Below are 17,362 nucleotides of genomic sequence, written 5' to 3'. Positions count from 1 at the left end.
AAACTCCTTTAGCTCACTGCAACCTGTTGCATTAGGTTTAAAGTCTCTGCTTCACTTAAACCCAGACGATGTGAGGCGACCGCCACAAATACCGCCTGTATATCATCAGGCGTGACAAAGGTCCGCTGCTGGATCAAGGCATGGGCCTGTGCTGCGCGCTTGAGCGCCAATAAGCCGCGGGTAGACAGTCCATGCTGTTTTTGCGGGTTTCTTCTGCCAGATCTAGCATATACTCCTGTACCGCCTCACTGATAAAAATCTGCTGGGTCAGCTGTTGTAATGCCAATACTTCATATTCTGTAAAGACATGCGCCAGACTGGCAATTAGGGCAAAACGTGATTCCTGCTGTAGTAGCATTTTCTCTGCATGTCGGGATGGATAGCCCAAAGACAACCGCATTAAAAAGCGGTCTAATTGCGATTCAGGCAAAGCATAGGTGCCACTCTGGAAAAGTGGATTTTGGGTGGCAATTACCCAAAATGGTTTCGGCAAGGCATAACGTACAGCATCGACAGTGACATAGCCTTCCTCCATGGCTTCAAGCAAGGCACTTTGAGTTTTAGGGCTGGAACGGTTAATTTCATCTGCCAGCAAAATCTGAGTAAAAATAGGCCCCTGCTTAAACTCAAACTGATGTTCTTTCTGATTAAACATATTAATCCCAATCACATCACTGGCCAGCATGTCATTAGTAAACTGGATACGCTGAAATTGCAGCCCTGTCAGATGCGCCAGACTGCTTGCTAAAGTGGTTTTTCCCAGACCAGGCAAATCTTCAAATAGTACGTGCCCCCCTGCAATCAGGCAGCACAGCGCCAATCGGGTTTTTGCCTGTTTATCTAAAATAATGGCATTAATTTCTTCAAAAAATTGCTGGATTTTGGGTGCATAACTGACCACCTTCTGCTCAAGCGCATCATTAACGTGTGCAATATCTAATTTTTCTTTTTGTTTCATGCCCCAGATCACAATATTTTTCCTAATAAAACATGGCTTAAGAGTAACATACACTCTTTTTTAATATTCCCCCAAATGTCCGCTCTTCTTTCCAGATCACTAACCTGTCAGATAACAATTTTTTAAACTCTCACGCCATAAATCCATAGACTTCTGTAAACCATTTTCTTCGATAAACCAATCAAAAAAATTGTTTAAAATGCTCTATGTTTTACTGAAAAACCATCTTTCCAAGGTTTACCCAGATAACCTAATAACTGAAAATATAAGGGCTTAAATGTCAAAATTAATGACTATTTTTTATCTTGTTTAAGCATTAAATCACCTGCATAAAAAAGCGCCCCGAAAGGCGCTTATTTTTCAACCGACTAACATGGACATTTTTTCATCTCTCCGCCAGCGGATGGATAGCGAGAATCCACACAATGACGGTAAAAGGTTTTAGGATCCATTGGCTCCAGATCAGGATGATGCTGCTGCATATGCGCCAGATAAGTCTGGTAATCTGGCACGCCCACCATCAGGCGGAAGCTCTGCTGCAAACGCTGCCACAAAGTTGCAATCCGTGACCAGTTTTTCGGGTTCAGAATTAACTCCTTCTGGGCCATCACCGTCATCTTGATAATTTTATACATCACTGTTTTACCCGCTTTGGCAAACTTCAGATTCATCAGTCATACCCCTCTTAATGTGTTTTTACAGGCTGAATGTCTTCGGGATCGCGATAAACCGCTTCTGCTTCGTTGACAGTCGGTACAGGACTTGCAAGTGCACGACGGATAACTCCAATTGCGGCAAACAGCATGACAAAAGCCACAATCATGAAGAAGGCACACAATACCGCATTGATCTGGTTGGACATTGCGACTGTCTGCATTTCAGCCATTGTTTTGGCAGGTGCCAGAATTTCGTTCTTGGCAATAGCAGTATTAAAGCGCTCTGCTTGCGCCAGAAAGCCGATTTTTGGATTGTCATGGAAAATCTTCTGCCAGCCCGCAGTCATCGAAGTAATAAATAGGAAAATGGTGGGAACAATAGTGACCCATACATATTTTTCTTTCTTCATTTTGAACAGGATGACAGTACCTAGAATGAGTGCCATTGCAGCCAGAATCTGGTTACCAATACCGAATAGCGGCCATAAGCTGTTAATTCCGCCCAATGGATCGACTACGCCCTGATAGACAAAGAAGCCCCAACCGGCAACAGCCACAGCTGTACCAAGCAGGTTACCAAAAAAATTATGCGATTTTTTTACCGCAGGAATCACGATTCCGACTGTATCCTGAACCATGAAACGGCAGGCACGCGTACCAGCATCAACGGCAGTCAGAATGAAAAGTGCTTCAAACAGGATGGCAAAGTGATACCAGAAGGCCATCATTTCACGGCTATTGAAGATTTCAGTAATGATATGCGCCATACCAATGGCAAAAGTTGGTGCCCCCCCGGTACGCGACAGGATCGAGCTCTCACCGACTTCCTGAGCCAGTATAGTGAGGGCCTCAGGGGTAACAACAAAGCCAAGATTACGCACCGCTTCTGCCGCACTTTCTGCCGTAGTACCCAGCAATGCCGCCGGCGAGTTAATGGCAAAATATACCCCCGGATCCAGCACTGCCGCACAGATCAGTGCCATGATCGCCACAAAGGACTCCATTAACATACCGCCATAACCGATCATCCGGATATCGCGTTCATTGTTGACCAGTTTAGGCGTGGTTCCCGAAGAAACCAGGGCGTGGAAGCCGGAAATGGCACCACAGGCAATCGTAATGAACAGGAATGGGAAGATAGATCCCGCAAAGACCGGACCTGTTCCGTCAATAAACTGAGTTACGGCCGGTAATTTCATTTCTGGCATTGCAAAAATAATACCTACAGCCAGACCCGCAATCACTCCAATTTTCAGGAAAGTAGATAAATAATCACGTGGTGCAAGTAACAACCACACTGGCAATACCGAAGCGATAAAACCATAAATGATCAAAGCCCAGGTCAGTTCAGTCCCCGACAGCGTAAAGAAGGGCCCCCAATACGGATGCTGTGCGATGTTTTCACCATAAATGATGCCCAGCATCATCAATACGAAACCAATCATGGAAACTTCTGCAATTTTACCCGGACGGATAAAGCGCATATAAATCCCCATAAAAATCGCAATCGGAATGGTGGCGGCAATACTGAAGACCCCCCATGGACTGTTGGTCAGTGCTTTGACCACCACCAGTGCAAGTACCGCCAGAATGATAATCATCACGCCCAGCGCACCCAGCATGACCACAATCCCGGCAAAAGTACCGAGTTCCTGTTTCGCCATTTCACCCAGTGAGCGGCCATCTCGACGTGTAGAAATAAACAGGACTAAGAAATCCTGTACCGCACCGGCCAACACTACACCAACCAGCAACCAGATAGTTCCCGGTAAATAGCCCATCTGTGCAGCAAGGATTGGTCCAACCAGTGGGCCAGCCCCGGCAATTGCTGCAAAATGGTGGCCAAACAAGACACTCTTATTGGTAGGCACATAGTCCAGACCATCGACCAAGCGATGCGCAGGTGTCAGACGGCGCTCGTTCAGTTCAAAAACCTTATTGGCAATAAATAAACTATAAAAACGGTAAGCAATGCTATACACACAAGCTGCGGCCAGAACCAGCCAGACTGCATTGACATGCTCACCACGACTCAGTGCTAGAACTCCAAAGGAGACTGCCCCGACGATGGCTACTAAAAGCCAGATGATTTTTGAAGTCAGCGTCGACTTCTGCTGTAAAGTTTCCATTTAATCCCTCATATTTGTGATGCATACAAATCAGCATAATTGTGTTATTCGAGGTACTGCTGTTTTTTCCTTTGCGACTTTAGGCAATTTTTTTCTAATTTCCTCTAAGACTTTGGCATAAAAAAAGGGATGATTTTCATCACCCCTTTGATAATAGTCTATTTTTAAACCATTATACACGCTCTAAATAGTCACCAGTACGGGTGTCTACACGAACGTTTTCTTCCTGCTGAACAAACAATGGAACACGTACCACAGCACCTGTTTCCAGTTTCGCAGGCTTACCACCACCGCCAGAGGTATCACCACGTACACCTGGATCAGTTTCAACAATTTTTAATACCACAAAGTTAGGAGGGCTGACGGTAAGCGGCACGCCATTCCATAACATAATGGTACATTTTTCATTTGAATCGTCTTTTAGCCACTTGGCAGCATCACCCATTGCTGTTTTATCAGCAGCGATCTGTTCAAATGATACTGGATCCATGAAGTTCCACATTTCACCGTCGTTGTACAAGTATTCCATTTCTACTTCTACGATATCCGCAGCTTCTAGTGAATCACCAGATTTAAATGTTTTTTCTAAAACTTTACCACTGCGAAGATTACGTAGTTTAACGCGGTTGAACGCCTGGCCCTTACCTGGTTTAACGTATTCGTTTTCCATGATTGCACATGGGTTACCATCAAGCATAACCTTAAGGCCAGACTTGAAATCGTTCGTAGAATAATAGGCCATGATTGGCTCACTCCAAACTTACTAACTTTAATCTATTGATGCTATGGGCTGTTGCAATGTCATTTAGCAAGTCTGACAAGAACATGGTTTGCCACATGCACATTCATTTAATGCTGCGTATTCTAAATGAGCAATACACTTTGCCGCAACGAAAAAATCTGATTTAACTGGCTGACTCTGCTTAACTTAACAGCAGCTATCACAAAGCTGTGTACTTGCTGAGGCTCACAAAGCAGAAAAGCACCGAGTTTCTCCTACCATAGCAAATTACAGGGATTTTTAAAAATTTTGCAGCCGGCTTTTATTCTCATTGATCGACAAACTGCTAAACTGCTGGCTTCATTTAATTTTCAGTTCTTTTAATCTTCCGGCATGACACAGTATTTATACCAAGAACATAATTGGCAGTCACAACTCAGTGACCTGATTACCGACCCGCATGAACTTCTCGAAATTTTAAAACTCTCCCCTGAGCAACTTTTATCCGGCGCTCTGCTGGCGTCCAAGCAGTTTAAATTGCGCGTACCTCGTGCTTTTGTAGAACGGATGCAGGTTGGAGATCCTCTAGACCCGCTGTTACTGCAAGTATTGCCTCATCATCTGGAACTGGAAGAGCATCCCGGCTTTGTAACAGACCCGTTGGGTGAAGAACAGGCGAATCAGCAGCCAGGTGTACTGCATAAATATAGCTCCCGATTCCTGCTGACCTTGACAGGTGCCTGTGCAGTACATTGCCGTTACTGTTTCCGCCGGCATTTTCCTTATCAGGAAAACCTGCCTAAACATGAAGATTGGATCAATATCAGGCAGTATCTGGAAAGCCAGCCAGAAATTAATGAAGTTATTTTGAGCGGTGGTGATCCCTTAACACTGTCAAACCGAAAATTAAAATTATGGATTGAGCGTCTAGAATCTGTACCACATCTCAAATTCTTAAGAATACATTCACGAGTTCCTATTGTGATCCCAAATCGGATCGATGAAGAGCTACTGACCATGTTGAAAAACAGTAGGCTACGAATTATTCTAGTGGTACACTCAAACCATGCATCGGAGTTGGATGATTCAACCTGTACGCAGTTAAATCAACTGGTTCAGCAACATATCACCGTACTCAATCAGGCCGTATTATTAAAAGGAGTCAATGATTCCGCCCAGGTTTTGATTGACTTAAGCTATCGCTTATTCGATGCCGGCGTAATGCCTTATTATTTACATGTACTTGATAAAGTAAAAGGTGCGCAGCATTTTGATTTATCACCTGAATGTATTCATGAAATTTACACTGAAGTTTTAGCGAGCCTACCGGGGTATTTGGTTCCTAAACTGGTGAGAGAAATAGCGGGTGAAAAAAATAAGACACCGCTTTTTGGGGATTCAACATTTTCGAGTTAAATAATAAAGATGAGTAAACTTACTTCAGATATCTTTCAGACACCGACTGAGCTTCAACTCGACGAGTTAAGCTTTTGTGCGACCAATGCCAAGGCTTTACAGGAGTGGGTTACCGGTATTTCAGTCTTGCAACTGGGTAATTCTTCTAAATCCCTGTTTAGCGCCTTACTCGAAATTTCAGAACTGAAGTGTGCTGAGACCTTACGCTTTGACCTGATTCAAATCCTTCATCCCACGCTTGAAAATGTGCTGGGCAGTCTGGAAAAGCATTTCATTAATCAGGGCCTGATTACGACTGACCGCAATGACCAGATCATTGAACTGGCGATGCTGTTACGTACTTACTTTACCAAAATCTATATTGATATTGTCAAACGCTGCAATTACCAGCTGAGTCATCAAAAATTTTCGCTCTTTTCTCTAGGCAAAAAGAAAAGTCTGCAAACCGCCCGAATTGTTTCCACCTATTATGCGCTACAGCAACTGAGCCTGCTGTTCTACCAGCAAAACATGCTGTATAGCGCACCCGGGCCGGGACAATGGCTGGCTGCCCATCAGTTGCTTGAAGGTGCCATGGCGCATAACTTCTACCAGGTCAATATCAACCAGATTCTGGGAACAGAACATGACATCCAGAATATTGCCCAAGCCTATGCACAGCTCATCTTGCTGGATATTTTCAATACCAACCAGATTCGTCCCGCAGAAATTCAGGGCTTATATTTATGCAGTGCGGACTGGGCGAAACGGGTTCAGATTCTGCCTAAAGAGACCACTCTGTCTCGTTATGTGGTAGATGCCAGCAAGGATCATCCACCTTTACTCAACGCTCATCAGGGCGAGCAGTTTAAGCCAAGTTTCTTTATTGCTACCCAGAGCCTGATGGAACATCTGGCTGGTACGCAAACCAAAAATGCCCAATACCTGTCACGCAATGAAAAACTGTTCCTGACCCCTGCCTTGCATTTTCATATTTATCATCTGCTTTCAAATAATGTAGAACGCCGTCATGAACGTTATGAATATTCGGCACAAATTAATATCTGCTTTGGCCTGACGGTTGCTCATTTTTATCTGTCCAAAGGTAAGAACTTTAATGAGACACTGGACTTAGAGGCCAATTACAACTTACAAAGCGAAAGCAGCTTTGTCAGCTCCCTGCAAAGCGCCATTCCAAATGGATTTAGCAGTATCAAGGCACTGGACCGGGAAACTAAACAGATTCATAGTGCCGAAGTGCTGGATATTAGTGTCAATGGTTACCGGATTAAGTGGTCTGGCATAACACCGCCCCTTCTAAAAACTGGTGAATTTATTCTGGTACAGGAAAAATCACAGAGTCAATGGCGCGGCGGTGTGATTCGCTGGATCAAGCAATCTACAGATAAAAGCCTAGAAATTGGTCTGGAAATGCTGACACAGGAGCTATATCCATGTGCCGTCTACACCCGTACAGAACTTCATAAAGCCAATTACCAGCCAGCTCTGTTGGTCCAGACCACGCAATTGGATCAGGTTTCGACCAGCATCATTGTGCCGGGCTCACAGATGTTCCGGGAAAAACAAACCATTCATTTACGTCTTGGCCAGCAAGAGCTCAAGATTTATCTAACCAAGGCCCACCTGATTACCCAAAGTTTTATCCGCTTTGATTACGAATTATTAAATGATCAGGAACAAGAGCTTATTGAACGCTTTATTCATAAGCATACAAATGAAGCTAGAAATCACGATTTATGGGAAGCATTAAAGTGAGAAATCCATTATTGTCTAAAAAGTTGAAACGTACTGAAACACGTTTACTGATTATTGATGATAATCAAATTAGATATAACCAAATCCGTGACCTTCTGAGCAATAATCAATATCAGGTGGATGCCGTCCTGCTGGATGATTTGCAGTCTTTTGAAAAACAGCTGAATTTTAATTGGGATCTGATTATTTTCGGTCGTGCCTATGACCTAAAATATGAGCAGGCGCTGAGTCTGGTTCGTCTTTCTCATCAGCCTGAACTTCCCATTATTTTACTCAAGCCTGAAGATTATAAGGCTGAGCAATACGCACAATATGTCCATAAAGGGATTTATGACATTCTGAATCTGGATTATCCGGAACGTTTCTATATTGGTCTGGTGCGCGCGCTGTCTTTTAGCCGCGGTTTGCAAACCCAACAACACTTGATGAACGAGCTGGAAACTGCCCAAAATCAGGCCCAGTCTCTGGTTGAAGACAGTAACCGCGCCGTCGCCACCATTCAGGAAGGGATTCATATTCAGGCGAATGCTGACTATCTAAAGCTTTTTGGCCTGCAAAATGAAGATGACCTGATCGGGTTACCCCTGCTTGACCTCTTACAGCCAGAAGATTTAAACGAGTTCAAAACACGCTTTAAAAAGATTTCTCAAGGGCAGTTTGACCTAGGCCGTTTTGATATTGTATCTGTCAACCCCAAAATCTCCGCGGCGAATCCCTTAAAACTTGAATTTCTTGCTTCAACGACTGAAGAAGATGCCCTGCAAATCACCATTGATACACAAGCACAGTCACAATCAGGCACAGACAAAGCTCTAGGTAAACCCGGTGCTTTCCAGCTACTTAAACGGAAAATGAGCAAGCAACCTGCGCCTTTTAATGCGCTGGTCACCTTCTCTCTGACCTATTATGACCCCGCAGTGCTCTCCTCTGACTGGCACACTTTTAGTAGTTACTTCAACGAAATTAGAGCTTTCCTGAAAGAACAGACTCATGCTCCGCTCTTTAAACTGGAATATGATGTCTTTGTTGGCCTGTTTCAGGCGGACTCGAAGCAAATCCTGGAGTCCAAGCTGATTGGATTAAATGCCCTCAGCAAGCCTCAACTCATTACTGTTGGACAAAACTCGTTCCCGCTGAATTTTCGCATCGGCTATATCATGCTGGAAGATGGCCTGAATGACGAAAGCCACTACAATGAGCTGGTGGCACAAGCTTTCTCGACTGCTTTACCTCAAGCAGAAGCAGCCCCTGAATTTATTCTAGATACCTCTGCGCCAGCAACCCCTCAAGCGCTTCAAATGCCAGGCATAGACTTTAGTGTGGCGAAAGAAGCACCTCTTAGTCCAACAACGGCGGTCATCAGCCCGGCAGTTACTTCAGTTCTGGATGGAACGCCTTCTATATTAAAAGCCTTGCGTGTATGTCTGGATCGTGGCGAAATTCATTTAAAATATCAACAACTGTATGATAAAGAAGATACTCGCCTCTATCGCTATGAAGTCACCAGCGGTTTTATCTTTGACAATAAATGGCAGGATATTTCATCAATCCTTGAGCTGCGTGAAGATGACGAGTTATCCATTAAACTAGATCGCTGGATTCTGGTTGAAGCCAGCAAACAGTTACATAACTTTATTACCCAATATCCGGATGCCAGCTTAATTGTTAACTTGAATCGGGCAGTATTATTTAAAGACCGTACCTTCCCGGAATTTATTTCCAAGCTGATTACGATTATCCGCAGTAAAAACCAGCATCCGCTTACCCTCCAATTCTCGGAAGAGGATGTTTTACTGAATCAGCAAGATGCCCAGAAGTATTTGCGTGTTCTGCATGAACATGGTGCACTGACTTCCCTGCGTGATTTTGGTCAGTCTATCTATAGTCCAAATCTACTGCAAGAACTGGAACTAGATGGCGTCAGCCTGCATTCCAGCTTAACCCAGATGCTGAATCATGATACTGAAATTGAAGAGTTACAAGAAAAAATTGCCAGTTATAACGAAATCAGACCGCTGAATATCCTGATTCGCGAATTGAATGACATGACTTTATTCGCCAATGCCTGGAACGTGGATGCCCGCTTTATTCAGGGGGATTATTTCCAGAAAAAACTGGACCACCTGATTGATGTACAAGACCATTAAGGTGTTGTACCAACCTGTGAAGCTGGAGAAATTTACTGAATCACAGACACAAAAAAACGGGCAATATGCCCGTTTTTTTATTTTGGGTATTAACGTTTGATAGAACGTGACATACCAGCAAAACGTTGTTTGAACTTGTCGATACGACCGCCAGTGTCAACGTTCTTTTGCTTACCAGTGTAGAATGGGTGGCAAGCTGAACATACGTCTAGATAAAGAGTTTCTTTACCAACAGCTGAACGAGTTTCGATTACGTTACCGCAAGAGCAAGTAGCAACTAGTTTTTCGTATTTTGGGTGAATATCGGCGCGCATCGTCGATTACTCCATAAAGATTAAAGAAGGTTTTGCTGTCATCGCAATTGATCACTCTCAAACCTGAGGAAAGCCGAAACCGAAATTCTGGCAGATCAACACCATAACAGACCATTCTTTTGGCCCACCGAGACAGATACCGTCAGAGCTAAGCACAACAAGTTGGACAATATTATACGGCAAACTGATTCAATAAGCGAATTATTCTTGAGCCGGTTCCTCGGGTTCTTTGGCCCAGAGATTAGCCACAACTCCGCAGACCATCAGCTGAATTTGATGGAAAATCATAATTGGTAATACGATCATGCCCAATGGCTGTCCAATAAATAGAATCTGTGCCATCGGTACCCCACTGGCCAGCGTTTTTTTGGAACCACAGAAAAATGCCGTTTTCTGGTCAGCGCGGTTAAAGCCCATCCAGCGTGGAATATATAGCGATAACAGCATAACAATTGTCAATAAAACCGAACATGCCAAGAGCAATAACAACAAGGTACTGATGCTGACTTCGTTCCATAGTCCAGCAACCACTGCACTACTAAAAGCACCATATACGACCAGCAAAATTGAACCCTGGTCAAAAACCTTGACGAGCTTTGGCATTTTCATCATCTGAGGATAAACCCAGGGACGCAACACCTGCCCCAAGATAAAAGGAACCAATAGCAACAAGGTAATCTGGATAATGGAAGCAGTCGGATCAAAATCATGTTCAGATTGGCCCAAAATGAAAAATGCCACCAGTGCAGGAGTAATAAACATACCGATCAGATTAGAAAAGGAAGCACTACAGACGGCACCCGCCACATTACCATTGGCCACTGAGGTAAAAGCAATCGACGACTGGACTGTCGATGGCAAGAAACACATAAACAGAAAGCCCCAATATAATTCTTGCCCCAGCATTGGCTGTAAAATCGGCTTGGCCAATAATCCTAAAAGAGGAAACAAGGCAAAAGTCAAAGCAAAGACCAGAGTATGCAGCCTCCAGTGCATAATCCCCTCAACCACCGCTTCACGGGAAAGTTTAGCCCCATGCAGAAAAAACAGGATTGCAATTGCTGCTGTTGTGACCCAACCAAACACCTGGGCTGCCTGTCCGGAGACCGGTAGCAAGCTGGCCAGCAATATCATTACAAATAACAATATTGTAAAACGATCTAATGCTAAGAGCTTAAGCATCTGACTTACTTCCCTTTAAGTTTTATTCTTTGATAAAAAATGCCCAGATATCTAGCGAATTCTGGACATAGTTAGATCGTTTTGCAAGTCCAATAAAAAATGATTTTTCATCTTACTTGCGGTATGGATCAGTTGTTACGTGCATTACTATCCTGCTGGATAAGTTCGATCTTATAGCCGTCTGGATCTTCCACAAAGGCAATCACGGTTACACCGCCTTTCATTGGACCTGCTTCACGAACCACATTACCGCCACGTGCCTTGATTTCCTCACAGGCCTTATAGGCATCATCCACAGCAATGGCAATATGGCCATAAGCATTGCCCAGCTCATAACTTGCCGTGTCCCAGTTATGGGTCAATTCAAGTACGGTATGGTTTTCTTCATCGCCATAGCCCACAAAAGCCAAGGTAAAACGACCCTCTTCGTAATCACGCTTACGAAGCAAAGTCATACCAAGTACCTCAGTATAGAACTTCAAAGACTGTTCCAAGTTGCCTACACGTAACATGGTATGTAGCATGCGCATATTAATCCTCCTTATTTACAGAGTGTTGTTGGTGTTCACCGAGCAGTTTTGCGACCCAGACCACGAGAATCAGGATTGGAATACCCATCAAGGTAGTCATCAGGAAGAAATTCGGATAGCCGATATTGGTGACTATAGTACCTGAATATCCCCCCAAAATCTTAGGAGTTAGGGTCATCAGGGAACTGAAAATGGCATATTGCACCGCTGTAAAGGACACACTGGTCAGGCTCGACAAGAAAGCGATAAAAGCCGCACCCGCCAATCCAGCAGCCAAATTATCCACGATAATAGCAAAATACAGCCAGGCAGAGCTGTAAGGCTTAATCACTTTCCCCTGTACCTCAACCATATCTGCATCACCCATCTTGAGCGGCTGAATCTCGACATCCAGAGCATTCGTCAAAGTTTGAGTCAAATCCACCATATAGCTGTGCTGCTGGGTCAAAACCACCTGATCTTGCTGCATCAGATTGACACTAATCTGCCTGGTCGCTGAAGCTACCAATTTTTCGGCTGGAATTGCAGCACTAAACGTACCTGCCTCATCCAGTTTGGCATCAAAATTCTGGCCATCTAGCGTCATTACAATTTTTTGCTGATCTTGCAGCGCTGCGCCCGTATATTGTCCACGTACTACAATGCTATTGTCCTGCTCATTGGCTGTAATAATATTATCAGTCGTAATAGGCAACAGCAGTAATTGTGCCTGCTGAGCTTGGCTTTTAAGATAAGGCATATGCAGTGTCACTGCGGGTATACCCTGATCTTGATACTGAGCCTTAACCATTACGATATCGCTCTGTTCAAGCGCTGCTTTGGGAACCGGAATATTCCAGTAACCGACTTCGTCGGTGTCAACCTGATAATAATGCGGTCCGACCTGCACTTCGACCTGAGCGAGTTTTTCTCCAGATTTAACCAGGCCTATAAAAATCAGATTCGTTGAGCAGGCAAGAATAGCACCCACAAACATCAGCTTCATGATGTTCATCTTCTGGGCCAACAATCCGCCAAGAAAACCACCGAGCAGGGAGAAAATCACCCCATATACCTTGACGGCTTCAGCAATCTGCTCCTTGCTAAAATTTAAATCCTGATAGAACACATTGGAAATTACTCCGGCAATAATATCGGAGACCCGATAAAAGCCAATCAGGAGCAACAGCACCAGCGCCAGTTTTAAGCCATAGCGCTCAAAGAAATCGGCCACCGGATTCACCCAGGTTTCATAAGCCATCTGCCTGTTCACAGCGCCCATTTTGACCAGCACGGCACCCACCCCAAATGCAACTGCAGCGGAGCCAATAAAACGTAAAGCTTCAAAACAGAACAAAGCCAAGCTATCCTGAATAGCCCAGCTCTCTATCATAATGGTGACCAGGTTTCCCGAATACACATAGCTTGAAACAAAGCTGATAACGGCAATAAAAAACACACCAACCAGACGAAAATAGTCGCTGCGCTGATAGTCTTTATGAATACGCTCTACCTGTGGCTCACGAATCAATAATGTGGTCAGAATACCCACCAGCATCACGGCTGCCATCGCCAGATAGGTCCACTTCCAGGCATCATAGATATAGTTGCCTTTGGCTGTGCCCAGATAGGCAGCCAGAAACAAAGCCCCTGCTCCAGCCACGATCATCCCGATGCGGTAACCGGCATTATAGGTCGAGGCCAGCACCGTTTGCATCTGGGCTTCAGCCAGTTCAATACGATAGGCATCAATGACAATATCCTGGGTTGCCGCTGAAAAGCCGAGCAATACTGCCCCTAGTGCCATTTGCTGTAAATGTGCCTGACCCAATGCCGGATCAGAAAATGCCATAATTGCAATTGCACAGACAATGAGAATCTGGGCAACCAGAAGCCAGGCCCGACGGCGACCCAAGGCTTTGGTTAGAAAGGGTAGTGGTAATTCATCAATCAGCGGTGCCCAGACAAATTTAAAAGAATATCCCAATGCAGCCCAGCTAAAAAAAGTCACGGCACTTTTGCTGATTCCGGCTTCACCAAGCCATAAAGACAAGCTGGAAAAAATGAGAAGAATCGGGACACCGGCTGAAAATCCCAAAAACAGCATGATCAAGGCACGTCGATCCAAAAATGCTGTAAATGCGGATTTCCAATCCGTCGTTTGTGTGGTCATTAGCTTATTATTTTCCGTGAAAATCAATTGCTGCTATTCAATCCTGTAATACGCCATCTTTCAATAAGATTTATATAATTATCACATTCTGGATTTTTTATTTTTGCCAAAAACGATGCCGCAGCTTGAAATTTTCAAGTAAATCTGTATACCTTAAACCTTATCAACGTAATATTTCGTTTTGGATTTTCAACAGTGACCCAGAGACTCGATCAAATTAATTCTTCTATTGCCACTAACACAACAACAGCCCAACTCTCTAAGCATTCTGAACTAGCAGTCTCAGTATTTGAAAAAAGCGAAATACACCCTACACTTGCGCATACCCGCCTCAGCGCAGAACAACTCACACACATCCCCCAGCTCGAAAAAATTCCGGCTTCTACAAAAAGAATCAAACCCTTAAATAATTTTTTGGGACAGGACCGTGCCCGTGCCTCGGTAGAAGCCGGTATTGCGCTTCCTTATTCAGGTTATAACATTTTTGCTGTCGGCACTGCAGGTCTGGGCAAACGTACCATGGTAAAGCGGCTGCTACAGCAACATGCAAAAACCATGGAGACACCAAATGACTGGGTCTATGTCAATAACTTCCAGAACCAGCGCCAACCTATTGCCCTGCAACTTCCTGCCGGTCAGGGGCCAAAATTCCAGACAATTTTACATCAGAGCTGGCAGACTATTTTAAAGCAACTGGAACGTCGATTTACTGCGGAAAGCTATCACAACCGGATTGAAATGATTCGCCAGGAAACGGGAGACGAGCAGCAACAGGCGCTCATCGAACTCACCCGTGAAGGCGAAGATCTGGATTTAAAACTGATTACCCGCAACGATGAACATTGCTTCGTGCCTGTCTATCTAAAAGATGACAAGGTTCAGGAGATGTCACAGGATGACCTGAATGCCCTCAGCAACAAGGATCGCGCAGAAATTGCGGCCAATATGCGCTATATGGACAAAAAGCTGGAGCGTCTCGGCCTGCATCTGGGTGATCTGGAAGATGATGCACGTGATCGCGTGCAAATACTGAACCGTGATATTGCCAAACAGGTCGTTTTACCACGGGTTGAACATATCCTGTCCAAGTTCAAACATGTGGAAGGACTCGAACAGTATCTGAAGCAATATGCCGAAGACATTATTAATAATGTCGAGATTGTACTGGAACAGGAAGAAGATGACTTCACACCTGCGCTTTTCAGTCGTGTACCCGCCCGCTATCAGGCCAATGTCATTGTGTCCCATAAACCCAATGCTGGCGCACCAGTGATTTTTGAAGACTTTCCAACCCATTATAACCTTTTGGGTCATGTAGAACAGCTGACCCAAAATGGCACGATTACCACAGATTTCACCTTAATCCGTCCCGGCTCACTGCATAAAGCCAACGGTGGCTTCCTGATGCTTGAAGCCGAGCAATTACTGGAACAGCCTTATGCCTGGCAGGGTCTTAAACGTGCACTTAAATCAGGTCATCTGAAGCTTTCTTCTCTGGAACACATGCTGACCCTAACCGGCAGCATTTCGATTGAGCCTGCTGCTATTCCTTTAAATATTAAAGTGGTACTGCTGGCTGAACCGGAAATTTACTATGAAATTCTGGAGCTTGAACCAGAGCTAGGCAGTATTTTTAAAATCCGTGCCGACTTTACCGATACCCTGCAGCGCAATGAAGAAAATGAACAGGCCTATATGCAGCTGATTGCCGATTATGTGCAGTCTGATAAATTATTGCCTTTTGACCGTTCCGCCCTTTCCGCCCTGCTCACTGACTCTAGCCGTCAGGCCGAAGACCAGAGTTCTTTATCCCTGCATGCCTTGACTTTGGGGGACCTGATTCGCGAGGCTCACCATCATGCCTTTCAGGCCGCTGACAAGATGGTCTCTGAAAAGCATATCAACATGGCTCTGGATCACCGCAAATATCGCTTAGGCTATTTACGTGAACTGTACTGGCAGGATCTGACCCGCGGTACTCAACTGATTGAAACCCGCGGTCACCGTCTCGGTCAGATCAATGCCCTATCAGTGATCCATTATGCAGATGTCGAATTTGGCCTTCCTTCGCGTCTGACCGCTTCGGTCTATCAAGGCGGTGGGGATATTCTGGATATTGAACGCAGTGTTGAACTGGGCGGCTCTTTACATGCCAAAGGCGTGTTATTGATGGCTTCATTTCTGAAAGCACATTTCGGCCGTGAACAAACCTTGCATTTTTCAGCTGCTCTGGCCTTTGAACAAAGCTATGGACAGGTCGATGGAGATAGTGCAACCGTTGCTGAACTCTCCGCCCTCATCTCTGCGATTAGTCAATTACCGGTTGACCAGTCTTGGGCCATTACCGGCTCCATGAACCAGCTGGGCCAAGTGCAGCCGATTGGTGGAGTGAATGCCAAAATCGAGGGCTTTTTCGATGCCTGTAAACTGCAAGGTCTGACTGGCAAGCAAGGCGTGATTATTCCACGTCAAAACATGCAGCACCTGATGTTACGCAAAGATGTGATTACAGCGGTCGAACAAGGTCAGTTTCATATCCATGCCATTGATACCATTGATCAGGCGCTTGAGATTCTGATGGCACGTCCAGTCGGCAAAATGGATAAAAAAGGCCGTTATAGTAAAGACTCGATTTATGCAGCAGTCATGGAACAGCTAGATTATTGGCAAGCTATTGAAGATGGTGCAGAATTTGAGGAAGAGCCAAAGAAAAAGAAAAAAAAGAAGAAGAAAAAGAAAAAAGAAAAAGCCGCAGTAAAAGATATTCAGGCAAAGCAAGACGCTCTTGCAGAAGCGCTGGCGGCTGAATCACAAGATCTGGAAAATTCAGGGCACAAGGCAGAAGAATAATTCTGCCCCCTATTTTCCTTTTACCCACATAAAAAAGCGCTTCTAAAAAGAAGCGCTTTTTTACAGCTGTGAGTTTAATTAAATCAATTAAGCTTCAGGTGCCGGGCTGTACTGTTCAACTAAAGACTTCAATTCACCTTTTTGGAACATATCGAGCATGATGTCACTACCACCAATCAACTCGCCATTGATCCAAAGCTGTGGGAATGTCGGCCAGTTTGCGATTTGTGGCAAAGTTGCACGGATATCCGGATTTTCAAGGATATTCACATAAGCAAATGGACGACCAATTTGACTGAGTGCTTCTACCGCACGCGCAGAGAAACCACACTGTGGAAATTGTGGTGTACCTTTCATATAAAGAAGTACTGCATGTTTAGCAATTTGGTCACGAATTAACGCTTCGGTATCGCGTACTTGTTCAGTCATTGATAAATCCTCAACTAATCTGTCTGGCATTATACCGAAATCCGAGAAAAACAGTATGGCTAATGCAATAAATCCATTTTTATTTACATTTACCCTTTAAATCTGCTCAGGTTTTTGCTTATA

The 17,362-nt window shown here is 44.5% G+C and carries 12 protein-coding genes and 1 pseudogene; 4 read left to right on the top strand and 9 right to left on the bottom strand.

All coding sequences use genetic code 11. The annotated features are described in order from the left end of the window. Nucleotides 1-8: 8 nt before the first annotated feature. The 4 genes and pseudogenes from E2K74_RS02230 to efp all read right to left on the bottom strand — a co-directional run bounded on the left by E2K74_RS02230 (nucleotide 9) and on the right by efp (nucleotide 4,485). Nucleotides 9-958, bottom strand: a pseudogene (locus E2K74_RS02230) (AAA family ATPase). A gap of 368 nt (nucleotides 959-1,326) precedes the next feature. Beyond that, nucleotides 1,327-1,632, bottom strand: coding sequence for a YbdD/YjiX family protein (locus tag E2K74_RS02225; RefSeq protein WP_171480640.1), 306 nt, complete (start codon nucleotides 1,630-1,632; stop codon nucleotides 1,327-1,329). Nucleotides 1,633-1,643: 11 nt separating this feature from the next. Beyond that, nucleotides 1,644-3,743, bottom strand: coding sequence for a carbon starvation CstA family protein (locus tag E2K74_RS02220; protein WP_151206105.1), 2,100 nt, complete (start codon nucleotides 3,741-3,743; stop codon nucleotides 1,644-1,646). Between the two features lie 172 nt (nucleotides 3,744-3,915). Beyond that, nucleotides 3,916-4,485, bottom strand: coding sequence for an elongation factor P (gene efp / locus E2K74_RS02215; RefSeq protein WP_151204865.1), 570 nt, complete (start codon nucleotides 4,483-4,485; stop codon nucleotides 3,916-3,918). 372 nt (nucleotides 4,486-4,857) lie between these two features. Between efp and epmB the strand changes: the two genes are divergently transcribed. Genes epmB through E2K74_RS02200 form a run of 3 tightly spaced genes read left to right on the top strand, consistent with a single transcriptional unit; the run spans nucleotide 4,858 to nucleotide 9,782 of the window. Further along, a complete protein-coding gene (gene epmB, locus E2K74_RS02210) occupies nucleotides 4,858-5,880 on the top strand; it encodes an EF-P beta-lysylation protein EpmB (protein WP_151206104.1) in 1,023 nt (340 codons plus the stop codon). A gap of 9 nt (nucleotides 5,881-5,889) precedes the next feature. After that, nucleotides 5,890-7,635, top strand: a complete 1,746-nt coding sequence (locus E2K74_RS02205; protein WP_151206103.1) for a GTPase — start codon at nucleotides 5,890-5,892, stop codon at nucleotides 7,633-7,635. Further along, nucleotides 7,617-9,782 carry an EAL domain-containing protein gene (locus E2K74_RS02200; protein WP_151206102.1) on the top strand — a complete coding sequence of 722 codons (2,166 nt, stop codon included), beginning with the start codon at nucleotides 7,617-7,619 and terminating at the stop codon, nucleotides 9,780-9,782. Before E2K74_RS02205 ends, E2K74_RS02200 begins: the two co-directional genes overlap by 19 nt. Nucleotides 9,783-9,871: 89 nt before the next feature. On the opposite strand, the gene rpmE is transcribed toward E2K74_RS02200, so the two are convergent. The 4 genes from rpmE to E2K74_RS02180 all read right to left on the bottom strand — a co-directional run bounded on the left by rpmE (nucleotide 9,872) and on the right by E2K74_RS02180 (nucleotide 13,960). Continuing rightward, the gene (gene rpmE, locus E2K74_RS02195; RefSeq protein ID WP_004971624.1) at nucleotides 9,872-10,096 is read right to left on the bottom strand and encodes a 50S ribosomal protein L31; all 225 of its coding nucleotides are present in this window, start codon (nucleotides 10,094-10,096) and stop codon (nucleotides 9,872-9,874) included. A 201-nt stretch (nucleotides 10,097-10,297) separates the two neighbouring features. Further along, nucleotides 10,298-11,278: a bile acid:sodium symporter family protein gene (locus E2K74_RS02190; protein ID WP_151204861.1), complete on the bottom strand. Its 981-nt coding sequence runs from the start codon at nucleotides 11,276-11,278 to the stop codon at nucleotides 10,298-10,300. Nucleotides 11,279-11,406: 128 nt separating this feature from the next. Then, nucleotides 11,407-11,808, bottom strand: a complete 402-nt coding sequence (gene gloA, locus E2K74_RS02185; protein ID WP_151204860.1) for a lactoylglutathione lyase — start codon at nucleotides 11,806-11,808, stop codon at nucleotides 11,407-11,409. Between the two features lies 1 nt (nucleotide 11,809). Next, nucleotides 11,810-13,960, bottom strand: a complete 2,151-nt coding sequence (locus E2K74_RS02180; RefSeq protein ID WP_151206101.1) for an AmpG family muropeptide MFS transporter — start codon at nucleotides 13,958-13,960, stop codon at nucleotides 11,810-11,812. A 195-nt stretch (nucleotides 13,961-14,155) separates the two neighbouring features. On the opposite strand from E2K74_RS02180, the gene E2K74_RS02175 reads away from it, so the two are divergent. Next, nucleotides 14,156-16,810 (top strand): Lon protease family protein, encoded by a 2,655-nt coding sequence (locus E2K74_RS02175; RefSeq protein ID WP_151206100.1) that lies wholly within the window; start codon nucleotides 14,156-14,158, stop codon nucleotides 16,808-16,810. A gap of 87 nt (nucleotides 16,811-16,897) precedes the next feature. Here the strand turns inward: E2K74_RS02175 and grxD are convergent, their stop codons facing one another. Then, nucleotides 16,898-17,239, bottom strand: a complete 342-nt coding sequence (grxD, locus tag E2K74_RS02170) for a Grx4 family monothiol glutaredoxin (RefSeq protein ID WP_151204857.1) — start codon at nucleotides 17,237-17,239, stop codon at nucleotides 16,898-16,900. Between the last annotated feature and the right edge of the window lie 123 nt (nucleotides 17,240-17,362).

This window comes from Acinetobacter sp. RF15B, from assembly GCF_007558235.1.
GTDB lineage: Bacteria > Pseudomonadota > Gammaproteobacteria > Pseudomonadales > Moraxellaceae > Acinetobacter > Acinetobacter lwoffii_C.
The sequence above is the reverse complement of the archived record's forward strand: the minus strand, read 5'-3'. Positions and strand labels throughout refer to the sequence as shown.